The sequence below is a fragment of the Paludisphaera sp. genome, assembly GCF_037189885.1.
GTDB lineage: Bacteria > Planctomycetota > Planctomycetia > Isosphaerales > Isosphaeraceae > Paludisphaera.
On record NZ_JBBCIR010000071.1, the window covers coordinates 136742 to 150757 of the forward strand.

Genomic DNA, 14016 nt, shown 5'->3' on the forward strand with positions numbered 1-14016 from the left:
GGCCCTTCGCCAGGGGCGGCCCGGCTCAGCCCGAGGACGGTGCGAGGCGTTCGCTGCACTGGCCGAGGACTTCGTGGGCGACCTGGTTGGGGCTGTAGCCGCGGGGGAGGCGGAGCAGGGGCTTGCCGTGGCGGTCGCAGAATTCCTTGACGTCGCCGAAGGAGTGGCTGGACCAGCGGATCGCCAGGATCACCAGGGCGACGTCCGGGCGGGCGACGGAGTGCTCGAAGTGGGCGATCGACTCGTGCTCGCGGGTCTCGATCCAGTTCAGCTCCTTGAGATCGAACGCGCGGGCGATCGCCTCGTGCGACTCGGGCCGCCGGGCGCCGCCGATGAGGACGACGGACTTGCCGCGGAGCAGCCGGGCGGCCTCGACGACCTCGGGGGTCGGGGGCTCGGGGGCGGGGGCGGCCTCGGCGGCGGGGCGGCGGGCGGCGAGGTAGCGGTCGATCTCGCGGAGGACCAGCCGCAGGTTGCGCGGGGGCTCCCCCAGGTCGGGCATGCGTTCGAGGATCGGCAGGAGGATCTCGCGGATCTCGACGCTGCTGGGGGGCTCGCCGCCGGCGATCAGGGCGTCGACGCTCTCGGCGATCTTGGCCCAGTCGTGGGCGTCCCCCGCGTCGCCGGCGACCCGTCGGGCGTGGTAGCGGGCCTTGCTGAGAAGGGACTTGCGGGCCTTCCCCTGGCGGAGCGTCTCCTGGAAGCCGGCGTCGAGCCGCTCGATCCGGGCCTGGATGCCGGGGTGGCCCGAGGGGGGGGCGGGGTCGTCGATCCGCATGTACCGACGGATGTAGATCTGTTCCCTCGCCGCGATGCCGCGGAGCCAGTCGTAGGCGGCGTATTGCTCGCGATCCTTGGCCACGCCCAGGCGCTCGACGGCCACCCGCAGGGCGGATTGGGCCTCGGCCAGGAGGTCCAGGGCCGGTTCGAAGAAGCGGCGGTCGCGCTCGATGTCCGGCAGCAGGCCGCGGACGAGGCCCACGGCGTCGGCGACCGCCTCGAAGCAGCCGGCGGCGTCCTCCAGCGGCGAGGGGTCGGACGGGACCGCGAAGTCGGGCGTGTTCATCCAGAGGTAGCAATTGGCGGCGCGGGCGCGGTCGAGGATGTCGCGATCCCGGGGGGCGATCTCGAAGGCGTAGTCCGCCCCCTCGTCGCCCATGCCGCGGCGCCTGGCGGCCCAGCGGAGCCCCTCGGCCTTGAGCCGGCAGCGGGCCTCGATCCCCGGCAGGTCGTCGTCGGCCGTCTCGCGCTCGGCCCGGATCTCCGCCGGCGGCGGAGGTGGGGCGGGCGCCGGCGCGCGCCCCAGGGTCAGCTCCGGGAGCGGAGGTCGCGGCGAGGGGGGCGGGGCGGGCTCGGGCTCGCGGTCGTCCGCGGCGGCCTCCTCAGCGGCGGGCGCGGCGACCGCCTCGGGACGCTCCGTGGCCGTCAGGACCGCGATCGCCAGCGCGCGCAGGTCGTCGCGGAGGCCGTCGTCGCGCGCCGCCAGGTCCACGAGCCGGGTCGCCAGGGCCTTCAACGCGTGCGGCAGGCCGTCGGCTATGGGCGGCTGGTCTCCGTCGACCATGGGATGACCGTCCGTCAATGGAGGCGGGTTTGGATGGGGGCAGGTTAAATGAGAAGAGGGAACGACGCCCAACGAGCGTCGTTCCCTCTTGAAGTACCCCCACGGGGACTCGAACCCCGGTCCCTTGGCTGAGAACCAAGTATCCTAGGCCGCTAGACGATGGGGGCGTCGAACGTGAAACCAATCATACCGGACGCGGGCCGAAGGTCAAGGGGGCGGTGGAAATACCCGCCGCGAGACCTCCCCGCGGCCCGGGCGGTCGCCGGGGTTCATCGAACGGTCCGGGGGTCGATGGGGCCGTAAAACGCTCGCCCCGAACGCTCCACGGACGTCCAATCCGGGGGCGGGACCCGCCGCCCGCCGACGTTCGTTCGATGGATCCTTGACGTCGGGGTCGGGGATGGTCATCCTCGGGTCTCGTCGTCCTTACGATCCAGACAGCCGAATCTCGACGATCGCCGGGCGTCGCGGAGACGCCGGGCCTTCCGCGCTCTCGAAGCGTACCAGAGTACGGCCCTCCGTCCCTGAACGCGGCCAGTCCGTCCTTCAGGGAAGGGGGATCGGCGTGCCCTCATGGATTTGGACCCGCCGGTGGACGACATGGAAGTCGTCCCCGTCCTCGCCTCGGTTCGTCACGGTCACGTTCAACTCGCCCCGAATCCCCGGAGCGCCGGCGTCGATGAAGTCGCTGACTCGCCACCTCACGTTCAACGTCCCGGCCCGCATGGGGTTCGTGAACATCACCCGCGACGTCGAGTCCCTTGTCCGCGAGAGCGGCGTGAAGGAAGGGTTGGTGCTGGTGAACGCCATGCACATCACGGCGTCGGTCTTCATCAACGACGACGAACCCGGGCTGCACGAGGATTACAAGCAGTGGCTGGAGGGGCTCGCCCCGTTCGACGCCTCCCCCGCGCGCTACCGACATAATCGGACCGGCGAGGACAACGCCGACGCCCACATGAAGCGGCAAATCATGGGGCGCGAGGTCGTCGTCGCCATCACCGACGGCAGGCTCGACTTCGGCCCCTGGGAGCAGATCTTCTACGGCGAGTTCGACGGCCGTCGGCCCAAGCGGGTGCTTGTGAAGGTCATCGGGGAGTGACCGGGGCGTCGGCCGCCGCCGGCCGCTCCTCGTGCTCGTCGGGGTGCTCTTCCTCCATCTCGATGACGCCCGCGACCTGGCCGGCGTCGTTGATGGCGGTGGCCCAGGTGAAGTCCGGGCCCGCTTCGTCCAGGACGCGGAGCTTGCCGTCCTCGTAAACGAAGCCGCGAGGGCCGGGGAGGCCGCCGTGGGGGCCGTCGACCTGGCCGACGACGACGCCCGCGTTGTTGATCGCGGTGGCCTGCGCGTGGACGAAGCCGGGGGGAGGGCTCAGCACCGTCACGCCCTGGCCCGGGGTCCAGACGACCGCCCGGTAGGTCCCGTCGTGGTCGTTGCGGAAGCCGACGACCGTGCCGGCGTCGTTGACGGCGCGGGGGATGAAGTGGTCCTTCCCACCGTCGAGCGATTCGGACTTCCACTCGCCGGGGGCGGTCTCGGTCCAGAGCGTGGGGTCGACCCCGCGCGTGGCCGCGAGCCGCTTGCCGTCGGGGCTGATGGCCACGACGTTCGAGCCGAGGCGGTCCCCCTCGGGGATGACGACGGGCTTCCAGGCGTCGCCGTCGCGGTCCCAGATCAGGGCGCGCTGGCTCCGGTCGCCGACGCCGAACCCGGAGATCCGACGGCCGTCGCGGCTGATCCCGCTGGCGAACGACGCGACGTCGGGCTCGGGCGCGCCCAGGCCGCGGATGCCGTCCTTCTCCGTCCAGACGAACGCCTGGTTGCGGAGGTAGACGGCGACGTTCGGCGGCGCGGGCTTGCTGGAGCGGCCGACCACGACGTCGTCGTCGCTCACCCCGGCCGGGAACGTGGCCGTGTACGTCTCCAGGAGGGGGAGGCGGACGATCTCGCCGCCGCGGGCGAGGAACGGCGCCTCGTACAGCACGTTCGGATCGCCGTTCTCGGGCTCCCAGTGGAAGCCGACGACGTCCCCCTTGCCGTTGATCGCCGCGGCGGTCATCCCCCCGGCCATCGGCGCGACCACGGTGTATTTTCTCGCGCCCGGGGCCGGCGGCTCCTCGGCCGCGGCGACCCCGACCAGGACGCAGGCGGCGGCGATTCGGATCGAGATCATGCGGCGCTCCTCGGGGTGGGCGGGATGGCGGGGTCGACGAGCGGACGGCCGGTCGACGCCCGGCGCGAGTTGGCTTCGTTCGTAAGGGGAGTGGTCGTCGTCGGATGACGCAAGTTGTTTAATGGCAAGTGGTCTGTGTCGATGTTACGTTGGCTTCGTTCGTCGTTGTCGATGGTGTTTTCTGTGCTTCGTCCCTCGATCCCCAGCCCGGCTGATCTGGTCTAGCAAGCCTCTCGGAATCGTGTGTCGGCCCGGCTCCTCCCGCCTCGGTCGTAGGCACGGATCGAGCCGCCGAGGACGCGAGAAGCGGAGTCCTCCATATTGGACAATGTACACAAAACGCGGTCAGGGAACGCGAGGCGGCTATTTTCGCCCGGCGAGCGTCCTCGGGATCGCGGTAATTCCTTTTAAGGACGGTGGTTGCGGCGATCAGGTTTTTTCTCGGGGGACGCGGATCACGTGGCGAGGAGATGACGGCCGCCGAGCCACGCGGGCCGCTGGCATTGGATGGGGAGAGGGTGGGAAGATGTCGTCAGGGGCTGGCGCGTCCAGGGGGACGCTCCCGGGTGGCGACCGCCGTCGTCCCGGTCGGGCCGGCCCCCGTCCACTCAATGACCGCTCGGCGGAGGGGGCGATGCAAATCGACGAGCGATACGAGACCGTCATGGGCAGCGACGTCCATCGCGACGGGATGTTTCTGGAGTTGTGGGAGCGGAACCCGCCTCGGGAGTTGGCGCTCTGGGCGTCCTACTCGGATGCCGACGGCTCATTCGAGTTCGAGCGATATCGGGATGACGTCCCGCTCGAAGTGGAGACCTGGTTCCACCAGGAAGCGAGGCGCCGCTTGCCCCCGATGACTGACGCATGATCTCGCCGAGTGCATGAAGTCTCGGAAAGTGCAGTCGTGGGAGGAGGTGCCTTAAACTCCATCTGAGTTACGCACAACCACTCGAAGGGATTTTTCATGACGTCGGATGAGCTTAGGGATACTCTGGACAGCGTAAGAAAACGGCCGTTTATGCATCTTACGTCCAATAAGTTCACCAGTCTGGTTGACTACATAAACGGCATTGACACGGCGTCTAATGGGCGAGCGATCCTGGCGCTCCGGGAGTGGCTCGTGTTGTCGGTCGGATTCGGCGGCAATCTCACATGGGACAGCTTGTTGATATTCAAGTCCTGTCCTGGCGTGGATCATGACACGATGAAATCAATTTACGCGGGAGGCCGTGAGAGTGTCGACGCCTTCGATAAAGGAATTGGTGTGCTGATAGATTTTTTAAATGAAGTTGGGTCGGATCTTGAGCGAGATTCAATCATGCGGGCTTACGACGCATGGGCCAAGGACCGGGCCTGACGTTGGCTCGCGGTTCTGGTCGGCGTGGGCGCGGCCCGCGTGTCCCAGGGGCTGCCGCCGAAACACAATGCAATCCATGGGGCAGGAGCCGGAGGGGCGGACGAGGGGGCGCGGCCGATAGCCCGGGGGTCCCCCCCGTCCGGCCTTCGGCCACCTTCTCCCACGAGGCGAGGAGGGATGTTGGTCGTAAATCAGTCGCCCGGTCTTATACAGGGCAATGTAGGCCTCCCTTGCACCGCGTTTGCCGAGGGTGCATGAGCATCGGGCCGCGAGCCGCGGCGGCCTATCCGCGGCGGCCGAGATTTCGGCCTCGGACGGGCCTGCCCGCCGGATGGGGAAAATCTCCCCGGCGATGTTATCCGCTGGCGCGCTGACCTTTGCGCCGGGGAGGGGGGATAAACGGGGACGCCCGAGCGTCCGCGGGGCGGGGGGCGGGGGGACCCTTGTGCGGGCGGGGCGGCGGGACTAGGCTGGAGGGGCGACGGGCCCCGATGGCGGTGGCCTCGGCCTCGGGATGGGGGGAGCGGCGGCATGTCCGGAGAGCGGCGCGACCAGGCCGAGCAAGAGGTGTCGATCCGTCGCCGCGGGCACGAGCTGTTCGTCGAGGAGCAGGCCCCCAAGGGGCCGTCCCGACCCTTCGCGGAGGTGCTGCGCGAGACCCCGGCCGCGCCCCTCTCCGGCCTGGTGAAGGCCGCGCTCTGGGCCATCGCGATCGTCGCGGCGTTGTTGTTCGCCGCGGCGCTCTGGCGTCTGATCAACCGACCGAACCCGAAGCCACCGCGTCGCGCCCGGCCGCGCGCCTCGGCGAAGGCGCCGAGGGCCGCCGCCACGTCCGTCGCGCCGCCCGCCATCGCCCTTCGCCCATCGACCCCGACCGACCAGGAGCCCCGAGGATGACCCGACTCGCCTCCATCACGCTCGCCGCCGCGCTCGGCCTGGCACCGACGCTTTCGGCCACGGCCCAGCAGCCGACCGCCCCCGCGGCGCAAGAGGCGGCCAACCTCAGCCGCCCGGACAAGGGGACGGCCGAGTCGATCCTCGCCATAGACCGGGAGTACGCCGAGAAGCTCAAGGCGCTGGACATCGATCGGCTGAACCGGCTGCGGGCGCTCGCCGAGACCCTCCCCCCCGCGGAGGCCGCCGCGGTCTACGAGCAGCTATTCCGGTCGGCCGTCGCGGCGGACCTCTTCGTCGAAGCCGAGCCCGCCGCGGACGCCGCGCTGATGGCGAACCTCCCCTCGGCGTCGTGCCGCGTCCTCGCCAGCCTGGTCAAGCTGATCGGCGAGAGCGATCGGGGCGATTTCGAAGGCTCGCTGAGGGACCTCCAGGGGCTCCTGGCCTCCCAGCGCGACGCGGTCGACGGGCCCGTCCTCCAGACGCCGGAGCTGCTGGGGGTCGCCGAGTCGTACTACCAGCGGCTCGTCCACGCCGGCCGCTACGACGTGGCCGAGAAGGCGTTCCGGCTGGTCCTGGAGAAGGCCGAGGCCCCGGAGATCCGCGAGTACCTGTCGGCCCGGCTGGGCCGGCTGAAGCTCGTCGGCCAGCCCGCGCCGGCGATCGTCGGCAAGGACCTGGACGGCCGGCCGTTCGACCTGTCGGCGTACCGCGGTAAGGTGGTGCTGGTGGTCTTCTGGGCCACCTGGTCGCTCCCCAGCGCCGCGGAAGTCGCCTGGCTCCAGGAGGCTTACGACGCCGCTCATGCCCAGGGGTTCGAGATCGTCGGCGTGAACCTGGACCCGATGCAGGACGACACGGCCAGCCCTCAGACCTTCCTGCCCGCCGTCCGCCGGTTCGCCCTGGACTACAACCTGCGATGGCCGAACCTGCTGAACGGCCCCGAGGCGGCCGACTTCGCCGCCGTCTACGGCGTCGACCACATCCCCGCCAACGCACTCATCGATCAGGATGGCAAGGTCGTGGGCCTGGACCTCGTCCGGATGAACCTGCTGCCCACCGTCTCCAAGCTGCTGGGACGCTGAAGCGAGGCGGCCGCAGGGTGGGACCCAGCCCGATCCCGTCCCCTCTCCCCTCGGGAGAGGGCGGCCGCGCCAGCGGCGGGTGAGGGTCGCCGCGGCGCGGGAGGACCGGCGGTCGCTCCAATTCCTGACCGTCGCTATCTCTACAGTCCGACGACCCTCACCCGGCCCTTCGGGCCACCCTCTCCCGGCGGGAGAGGGGACGCGCTTTTCAGGCTGACCGCAGTCCAACGCCGGGTCACTCCGACGGCGCCGGGGGGATGGTGGCGGCGGCGATGGAGTCGTAGAGGCCGAGCAGGAATTCGTGGAACGTCTCGGAGACGCGCGGGGTGGAGGTGGAGCGGATCTCCTGGAGGGCCGGGCGGCCGTAGTCCAGCAGCTTCTGGCGGGCCTCGGCGGCCAGGGGGATCGGGGCGACGCCGCGGGCGTCGACCTCGGAGCGGACGGCGGCGACGGCCCGGTCGGACGTGTCGCGCCTCTCCTTCAGCTCGCCCTCATAGGGGGAGTCCGCGGGCCAGATCAGCGCGCCGGCGGCGTCGAAGAAGCTCGCCAGGGGCGCGGGGGCCGTCCTGGCGGGCTGGGCGTCGGCGGCCCTGGGCTCGGGCCTGATCGCCCCGGGGGACGGCGCCGGCGCGTCGCCCGCGGAGCGCCTGGCCAGGGAGGCGGCGGCGCGGCTACCGGCGGCGGGCCCGCGCGCGCTCTGCTGCTGGACCAGGCCGTTGTCGCGCAGGTTGTACATGTACGAGTTGGGGTTGTGGGCGTAGACGTTGTTCGAGCGCGGCGCCCCCGCCCGCGCGGCGTTCTGAAGGGCGAAGGCGTTCACCGTGTTCGTCGGCGACGGCACCCAGGGCATCGCGATGCCGCCCCCCCAGCCCCAGCCCCACCCCTGGGCGCGTGCGGACGGAGGCGCGGCGAGCACGGCCAGCCCGAGGGCGACGGCGGGGGCGAGGTGGCGGATTCTCATGGTTTCGGTCGCTCGAATCGGTGAGATGGAGGGCGTCGCGACCCTCATTCTATGAGAGGCCGCGACCCGCTGGGAAGCGACCGCCCGGCTCAATCGACCTCGACGACGACCGAATCGACCGTCGCCTTGAGGCGGTTCGGCGAGGCGTAGGGCCCCACCGTCCCGGCGGCGTCGCGGCCGACTTGCAGGCCGTCGAGGGGCTGGCGCTGGATGAGCTTGCCCGGCGTGGGCTCGGAGGCGACGCCGTCGACCTCCAGCGTCAGCGCGCCGGCGGCGTCGATCCGCGCGACGATGACGTGCTCGCCCGGCTCCAGGACCGGGCCGACGACCCGCGCGGCGTTGGCCTGGCCCGCGCCGGAACGGACCAGGAACGTCGGCCGGGAGTCGTCGATGAACAGCGTGAAGCCGGCGGCCGTCCCCCCCTGGGCGACGATCACGCCGTCGGGCTTCCGGGCGCGGGTGGTGATCTTCGCCGTGATGGCGATCGGGCGGCCGGCGATCGCCGGCGCGTCGGCGCCGCGCAGGTCGGCGTCGGCGTTCAGCTCGAACCGGCGCCCGTCGCTCGCCGCGACCGCGGTTGCGGCCGGCCGCGCGCGCCAGCCGCCCAGCGGCAGGACGTCCGCCCGCGCGGCGTAGGCGTCCCAGGCGGCGGCCATGGTCTTCGCGCGGTCGGGGTGCTCGGCGGCGAGGTCATGCAACTCGGCGCGATCGGCGGCGATGTTATACAGCTCCCACGGCCCGCCTTCCTTCGCCACGAGCTTCCAGTCCCCCTCGCGGACGGCGCGGTTGCCCTCGTGCTCCCAGAAGATGGGGGAGGGGCGATCCAGGGGCAGGCCGTCGAAGGCCGGTCGCAGGCTGACCCCCTCGCGGGGCTTGATCGGGCGGCCGTCGACCTCGGCGGGGTATTCGGCGCCCGCGAGGTCGACGCAGGTCGCCATCAGGTCGATCAGGTGGCCCGGCTGGGGCTCCAGCTTGCCCTCGCGCTCCGCCTTGATGCCGGCGGGCCAGTGGGCGATCAGCGGGGTGGAGATGCCCCCTTCGTGGGTCCAGTGCTTGTACTCGCGGAACGGGGTGTTGCTGACGTTCGCCCAGCCGCGGCCGTAGGCGACGAAGGTGTCGGCGGGCCCGGGCATCACGCCGGGACCGGTGCGCACCTGGCGGCCGTCGCGGGTTTGCATCGGCGGGGAACCGCGGAGTTGCAGGTCGTCCGGGCCCATCGGCTCCAGGCCCTCGGCCGGGTCCTGGGGGGCCTGGCGGCCCGTCTCCTCGGCGCAGGCGCCGTTGTCTTGGAGGTAGAGGATCAGGGTGTCGTCCAGCGCGCCGGAGTCCTTGAGCTGGGCCACGATCCGGCCGACGCCCGCGTCCATCTTCTCGACCATCGCCGCGTAGACTTCCTTGCCGCGGGCCTCGCGAGCCTTGTCCTCGACGTCGTCCCAGTCGTCGGAGGGGGGGGCGGCCTCGGCGTCGGGCGGGATCAGGCCCAGCTCCTTCATCCTCGCGACGCGGGCCTCTCGGACCGGGGCGTAGCCGGAGTCGTACTTGCCCTCGTACCGGGCGACGTCGGCGTCGGGGGCGTGCATCGGCCAGTGGGCGGCGGTGAAGGCGACGTAGAGGAAGAAGGGCCGGTCGGGGGATTCCGCCTGATGCTCGCGGATGTACTTCGCGGCGTTATCGGCCAGCGCGTCGGTGTAGTAGTACGACTCGGGCCTGTACTCGGGGTCGTTCTCGGGCGTGATCAGGGTTTCCTGGCGGCAGAGGTTGCTGGGGTCGAAGTAGCTGCCGGCCCCGGTGATGGTGCCGTAGAACTTCTCGAAGCCCCGGCCCAGCGGCCAGGTGGCGCGGTCGCCGTTGGGGCCGACGAACCGCGAGACGTGCCACTTGCCGACCATGTACGCCCGGTAGCCGGCCGGCCGCAGGACCTCCGCGATCGTGGCCGAGTCCCGATTGAGCACGCCGCGATAGCCGTCGTGGCCGCGGTCTGCCATCATGTGGCCGACGCCGGCCTGGTGGGGGTAGAGGCCCGTCAGCAGCGAGGCCCGCGTCGGGCAGCAACGCGCCGTGTTGTAGAACTGCGTGAACCGCACGCCCCCCGACGCCAGGCCGTCCAGGTTGGGCGTCGTCAGCTCCCCGCCGTAGCAGCCCAGGTCCGAAAACCCCATGTCGTCGCTCAGCACGATCACGATGTTCGGCCGCTTCGCCTTCGCCTCGCCCTCCCCCGCGTCCGCGAAGGCCGTCCATCCCGCCGTCGCCAGCAACGCCGCCGCCCAGACCCATGCTCGCATCCCGACCTCCCCACCACGTCCGTCGAAGCTCGATCCACGAGGCACGACCAATTCAACCTCATGGAGGTTGTCGACAAATCCTATCGAGATTGCTCGCAATGCAAAAGGGGGCGTGGCGGATCACTCGGGCTTGGCCCTCATCGCCCGCAGTTGCTCCTCCAGGAGTTCGACCCGCCGGATCGCGGCCTGGGCCTGGCGCTCGGCCTCCTCGGCGCGGCGCTCGGCGTCCTGGCGCGAGAGGCGCTCGGCCTCGACCTGGCGTTCGGCGTGCTCGCGCGAGAGGCGTTCCGACTCGGCCCGCTCGCCCTCCGTTAGCGCCAGGCGCTCGGCGCGGCGGCGGCGACGGCGTTCCGCGCGGGCGATCCGGCGCGCGGTCTCCTCGTCCTTCGCCAACTCGCCGAACGTGCGGAATGGGCGGCCGTCCGGGCGCACGATGACCAGGGCTTCCTTGCGACGTGGGGCGTCGAACGTCACGCCGAGGAGTGGGGAGGTCCAGCCGTCGGCCCGGATCGCGCGCAGGCCGTCGGGACGTCGAAGCCAGCCCTCCAGCTTCCCGCTCTCCGGGTCGTAGAAGTAATATTCCTCGACGCCGCGGGCGTCGTAGCGACGCCGCTTCTCGGCCATCTCGTTCGGCGTGTTCGTATGCGAGGCGACCTCGAAGACGACCTGAGGGACGACCCCGTCCTCGACCCACTCGCGATAGGATCGCCGGTCTCCCTTGGGGCGGCCGAAGACGACCATGGCGTCGGGGGCCATCACGTCCGACTTGTCCCCCTTGGTGGCGTACCAGAGGAGGTCGCCGGCGACGAAGACGTCGGGCCGGTCGGCGAACAGCGCGTCGAGCCCTTCCTTGATCGTCACGATCCAGCGGAACTGGGTGGTGCTCTCGGCCATCGGCCTGCCGTCGCTGGAGGGGTATTCCGGCTCGTGGGGGTCGAGGTACCTCGTGGAGGCGCGGCGGCCGGGGCGCGCGGTGCTCATTGGGGGGCTCCCTTCGGCGTCGCTTGGGTGCGGACGTTCACCTTCTGTAGCACGATCGGCGGGGGGACGCCAGCCGGTTCCGCCGGGATCTCGGGCGTGACGGCTTCCTTTAAGGGCGGGTCCGGCATACCCTATCCGCAAAGCCCCCGGGACGGTCCGCGGGGCGTCGACGCAAAGGCGGGACGCCGAATGCCGACCATCGCCCTGGACGATCGCGAATTCTACTACGAGGAGCTCGGCGAGGGCCCCGACGTCCTCGTCTTCCTGAGCGGGCTGGGGGGGGACCACCGGGCGTTCAGCCTGGCCCAGCGCCACTTCGCGCGGGAGTACCGGACGCTGGCGTTCGACGCGCGCGACGCCGGCCGGAGCTGGCGGGCCGACGCGGCGTACTCGACGGCCGAGATGGCCGACGACGTCGCCGCCTGGCTGCGGGCGCTGGGGATCGACCGGGCCCATGTCGTCGGGCATTCGCTCGGGGGGCTGGTGGCGCAGGAGGTCGCGCTGCGGCATCCGGGGGCGGTCCGGTCGCTGGTGCTGACCTCGGCGCACGCCGGGGCGAGCCCGTGGCGCAAGGCCGTGATCGAGTCGTGGATCCGGCTCCGCGAGCTGACGGGCGACGACGCGGGGAGGTTCGCCGAGGGGACGCTGCCGATGCTGGTCGGCCGGGCGTATTATGAGCACGCGGAGCAGGTCCAGGGCCTGGTCCGGTTCGCCGAGCGCAACGCCTGGCCGCAGGACGTGGCGGCGTTCACGCGCCAGGCCCGCGCCGCGGCGGGGCACGAGGCGCGCGGCCGGCTGGGGGCGATCGCCGCGCCGTGCCTGGTGCTGGTGGGGGAGGACGACCTGGTCAACCCGCCGGCGACGGCCCGAGAGCTGGCCGAGGAGATCCCCGGCGCGCGGCTGGAGGTCCTGCCGGGGGTGGGGCACATGCCGCACATCGAGGGCCGGGTCGATTTCCGAGACGCGGTGGAACGGTTCCTGCAGACGCACGGCTGAGCCCCCGGCGGGACGGCGACGCGGGCGGTCCGGGCGGGCGAGAAGGTAATGTTGGCGAAGGTTCGAGAGGCGAGAATGCGATACCCCAGGTCCAGCGGCATCCTCATGCACCCGACCTCGCTGCCGGGGCGGTTCGGCGTCGGCGACATCGGGCCCTCGGCCCACAAGTTCGTCGAGTTCCTGGCCGATTCCGGCCAGCGCTGGTGGCAGACGCTGCCGCTGGGCCCGACGGGCGCCGGCAACTCGCCGTACCAGTCGCATTCGTCGTTCGCGGGCAACCCGCTGCTCATCAGCCCCGAGGCGATGGTCGAGCGCGGATGGCTGGACGAGGCCGATCTCCCCGAGCCCGTCCCGGCGACCGACCAGGTCGACTTCATGGAGGTGATCCGGGTCAAGAACGCCCTGCTGGCCAAGGCGTTCGCGCGGTTCTCGGCCGCGGACGCCGAGTTCCACCGCTTCGTGATCCGCGAGAAGCACTGGCTCCAGGACTACGCGCTGTTCATGGCGATCAAGGAGTCTCGCGGCGGCTCCGCGTGGTTCCAGTGGGAGCCCGAGCTGGTCTCGCGACGCCCCGAGGCGCTGGAGAACTTCGCGCGGGAGTCGGCCGAGGCGGCGCGGTTTCACGAGTTCGTCCAGTACGTCTTTTACCAGCAGTGGGAGGCCCTGCGGAGGGCCTGCGCGCGGCGCGACGTGAAGCTCATCGGCGACATCCCGATCTTCGTCGCCCACGACAGCGCGGACGTCTGGGCGAACCCGGAGCTGTTCTTCCTCGGCGGCGACGGCCGGCCGACGTTCGTGGCCGGGGTGCCGCCGGACTACTTCAGCGAGACCGGCCAGCTCTGGGGGAACCCGCTCTACAACTGGGAGGCGCACGCCGCCGAGGGCTACGCCTGGTGGATCCGCCGGGTCGGCGCCCTGCTGAAGCAGGTGGACCTGATCCGCATCGACCACTTCCGCGGCTTCGAGGCGTACTGGGAGGTCCCCGGCGGGGCCGAGACCGCCGTCAACGGCCGCTGGGTGCCCGGCCCCGGCCCGGCGCTCTTCCACGCGCTGCGGGAGCACTTCCCCGAGCTGCCGTTCATCGCCGAGGATCTGGGCGTCATCACCCCCCCCGTGGAGGCGCTCCGGGACGAGTTCGACCTGCCCGGGATGCGCGTGCTCCAGTTCGGCTTCTCGCCCGACCCGGAGGCCGAGAAGCACCTGCCGTATCGGCACGTGGTCAACTCCATCGCCTACACCGGCACGCACGACAACGACACCAGCTACGGCTGGATCTCCAACCCGGACGTCGAGACGACGCAGTCGCTGGAGGAGATCGAGGAGGAGCGGCGGTTCGCCCTGCGGTTCGTGGGGACCGACGGCCGCGAGTTCGGCTGGGACCTGATCCGCCAGGCGTGGGGGTCGGTGGCGGGGGTCGCGATCGCCCCCATGCAGGACGTCCTGGGGCTGGACAGCAAGGCGCGGATGAACGTCCCCGGCCGGGGCGAGGGGAACTGGGGCTGGCGGATGCTCCCGGCCCGACCCACCCCCGCGGAGGCCGACCGGCTCGCCGACCTGACCGCCCTGTACGGGCGCTGGAACGGCGAACTCCCCGAGGGGCACGACCTCCACCGCAAGACGGGAGGGCCCCCGCTGCCGCCGGAGCTGACCCCCGAGTCCGCGTCGGGCGACGTCGACGCGGAGCCGGAGCCGGGGGCGGGGGCGGGGGCGTGAACGGCCGCG

Annotated in this window: 12 protein-coding genes and 1 tRNA gene; 7 read left to right on the forward strand and 6 right to left on the reverse strand. The window is 71.4% G+C overall.

The genetic code is table 11. The annotated features are described in order from the left end of the window. Positions 1–25: 25 nt before the first annotated feature. Entirely contained in the window at positions 26–1564 is a 1539-nt protein-coding gene (locus WG209_RS19580; protein WP_337176774.1) for a hypothetical protein, read from the reverse strand. A 94-nt stretch (positions 1565–1658) separates the two neighbouring features. Beyond that, a tRNA-Glu gene (locus tag WG209_RS19585) sits at positions 1659–1731 on the reverse strand. A 512-nt stretch (positions 1732–2243) separates the two neighbouring features. Here WG209_RS19585 and WG209_RS19590 point away from each other — a divergent pair. Further along, complete coding sequence (locus tag WG209_RS19590; protein WP_337176775.1) at positions 2244–2666, forward strand: secondary thiamine-phosphate synthase enzyme YjbQ; 423 nt, start codon at positions 2244–2246, stop codon at positions 2664–2666. On the opposite strand, the gene WG209_RS19595 is transcribed toward WG209_RS19590, so the two are convergent. Continuing rightward, positions 2653–3738 carry an HAF repeat-containing protein gene (locus WG209_RS19595; protein ID WP_337176776.1) on the reverse strand — a complete coding sequence of 362 codons (1086 nt, stop codon included), beginning with the start codon at positions 3736–3738 and terminating at the stop codon, positions 2653–2655. The genes WG209_RS19590 and WG209_RS19595 overlap by 14 nt on opposite strands. A 634-nt stretch (positions 3739–4372) precedes the next feature. Between WG209_RS19595 and WG209_RS19600 the strand changes: the two genes are divergently transcribed. From WG209_RS19600 to WG209_RS19615, 4 genes are all read left to right on the forward strand, one after another. Then, positions 4373–4606 (forward strand): hypothetical protein, encoded by a 234-nt coding sequence (locus tag WG209_RS19600; RefSeq protein WP_337176777.1) that lies wholly within the window; start codon positions 4373–4375, stop codon positions 4604–4606. A 96-nt stretch (positions 4607–4702) separates the two neighbouring features. Further along, the gene (locus WG209_RS19605; RefSeq protein ID WP_337176778.1) at positions 4703–5095 is read left to right on the forward strand and encodes a hypothetical protein; all 393 of its coding nucleotides are present in this window, start codon (positions 4703–4705) and stop codon (positions 5093–5095) included. Between the two features lie 531 nt (positions 5096–5626). Then, complete coding sequence (locus tag WG209_RS19610) at positions 5627–5992, forward strand: hypothetical protein (protein WP_337176779.1); 366 nt, start codon at positions 5627–5629, stop codon at positions 5990–5992. After that, a complete protein-coding gene (locus WG209_RS19615; RefSeq protein ID WP_337176780.1) occupies positions 5989–7074 on the forward strand; it encodes a TlpA disulfide reductase family protein in 1086 nt (361 codons plus the stop codon). Before WG209_RS19610 ends, WG209_RS19615 begins: the two co-directional genes overlap by 4 nt. A gap of 235 nt (positions 7075–7309) precedes the next feature. Here the strand turns inward: WG209_RS19615 and WG209_RS19620 are convergent, their stop codons facing one another. The 3 genes from WG209_RS19620 to WG209_RS19630 all read right to left on the reverse strand — a co-directional run bounded on the left by WG209_RS19620 (position 7310) and on the right by WG209_RS19630 (position 11298). After that, on the reverse strand, positions 7310–8035 hold the full coding sequence (locus tag WG209_RS19620; protein ID WP_337176781.1) for a hypothetical protein: 726 nt from the start codon (positions 8033–8035) through the stop codon (positions 7310–7312). Positions 8036–8124: 89 nt separating this feature from the next. Continuing rightward, entirely contained in the window at positions 8125–10317 is a 2193-nt protein-coding gene (locus WG209_RS19625) for an arylsulfatase (protein WP_337176782.1), read from the reverse strand. A gap of 120 nt (positions 10318–10437) precedes the next feature. After that, entirely contained in the window at positions 10438–11298 is an 861-nt protein-coding gene (locus tag WG209_RS19630; protein WP_337176783.1) for a Uma2 family endonuclease, read from the reverse strand. Between the two features lie 189 nt (positions 11299–11487). Here WG209_RS19630 and WG209_RS19635 point away from each other — a divergent pair, with 189 nt between their 5' ends. Together WG209_RS19635 and malQ are read left to right on the forward strand one after the other, a co-directional pair. Continuing rightward, positions 11488–12294, forward strand: a complete 807-nt coding sequence (locus tag WG209_RS19635; protein WP_337176784.1) for an alpha/beta hydrolase — start codon at positions 11488–11490, stop codon at positions 12292–12294. A gap of 75 nt (positions 12295–12369) precedes the next feature. Further along, the gene (gene malQ / locus WG209_RS19640; protein WP_337176785.1) at positions 12370–14007 is read left to right on the forward strand and encodes a 4-alpha-glucanotransferase; all 1638 of its coding nucleotides are present in this window, start codon (positions 12370–12372) and stop codon (positions 14005–14007) included. Positions 14008–14016 lie beyond the last annotated feature (9 nt).

What these genes read in the sequence shown, in the direction of transcription:
- WG209_RS19580 (WP_337176774.1), bottom strand. Translation starts at nt 1,564, where the DNA reads ATGGTCGACGGAGACCAGCCGCCCATAGCCGACGGCCTGCCGCACGCG.
- WG209_RS19590 (WP_337176775.1), top strand. Translation starts at nt 2,244, where the DNA reads ATGAAGTCGCTGACTCGCCACCTCACGTTCAACGTCCCGGCCCGCATG.
- WG209_RS19595 (WP_337176776.1), bottom strand. Translation starts at nt 3,738, where the DNA reads ATGATCTCGATCCGAATCGCCGCCGCCTGCGTCCTGGTCGGGGTCGCC.
- WG209_RS19600 (WP_337176777.1), top strand. Translation starts at nt 4,373, where the DNA reads ATGCAAATCGACGAGCGATACGAGACCGTCATGGGCAGCGACGTCCAT.
- WG209_RS19605 (WP_337176778.1), top strand. Translation starts at nt 4,703, where the DNA reads ATGACGTCGGATGAGCTTAGGGATACTCTGGACAGCGTAAGAAAACGG.
- WG209_RS19610 (WP_337176779.1), top strand. Translation starts at nt 5,627, where the DNA reads ATGTCCGGAGAGCGGCGCGACCAGGCCGAGCAAGAGGTGTCGATCCGT.
- WG209_RS19615 (WP_337176780.1), top strand. Translation starts at nt 5,989, where the DNA reads ATGACCCGACTCGCCTCCATCACGCTCGCCGCCGCGCTCGGCCTGGCA.
- WG209_RS19620 (WP_337176781.1), bottom strand. Translation starts at nt 8,035, where the DNA reads ATGAGAATCCGCCACCTCGCCCCCGCCGTCGCCCTCGGGCTGGCCGTG.
- WG209_RS19625 (WP_337176782.1), bottom strand. Translation starts at nt 10,317, where the DNA reads ATGCGAGCATGGGTCTGGGCGGCGGCGTTGCTGGCGACGGCGGGATGG.
- WG209_RS19630 (WP_337176783.1), bottom strand. Translation starts at nt 11,298, where the DNA reads ATGAGCACCGCGCGCCCCGGCCGCCGCGCCTCCACGAGGTACCTCGAC.
- WG209_RS19635 (WP_337176784.1), top strand. Translation starts at nt 11,488, where the DNA reads ATGCCGACCATCGCCCTGGACGATCGCGAATTCTACTACGAGGAGCTC.
- malQ (WP_337176785.1), top strand. Translation starts at nt 12,370, where the DNA reads ATGCGATACCCCAGGTCCAGCGGCATCCTCATGCACCCGACCTCGCTG.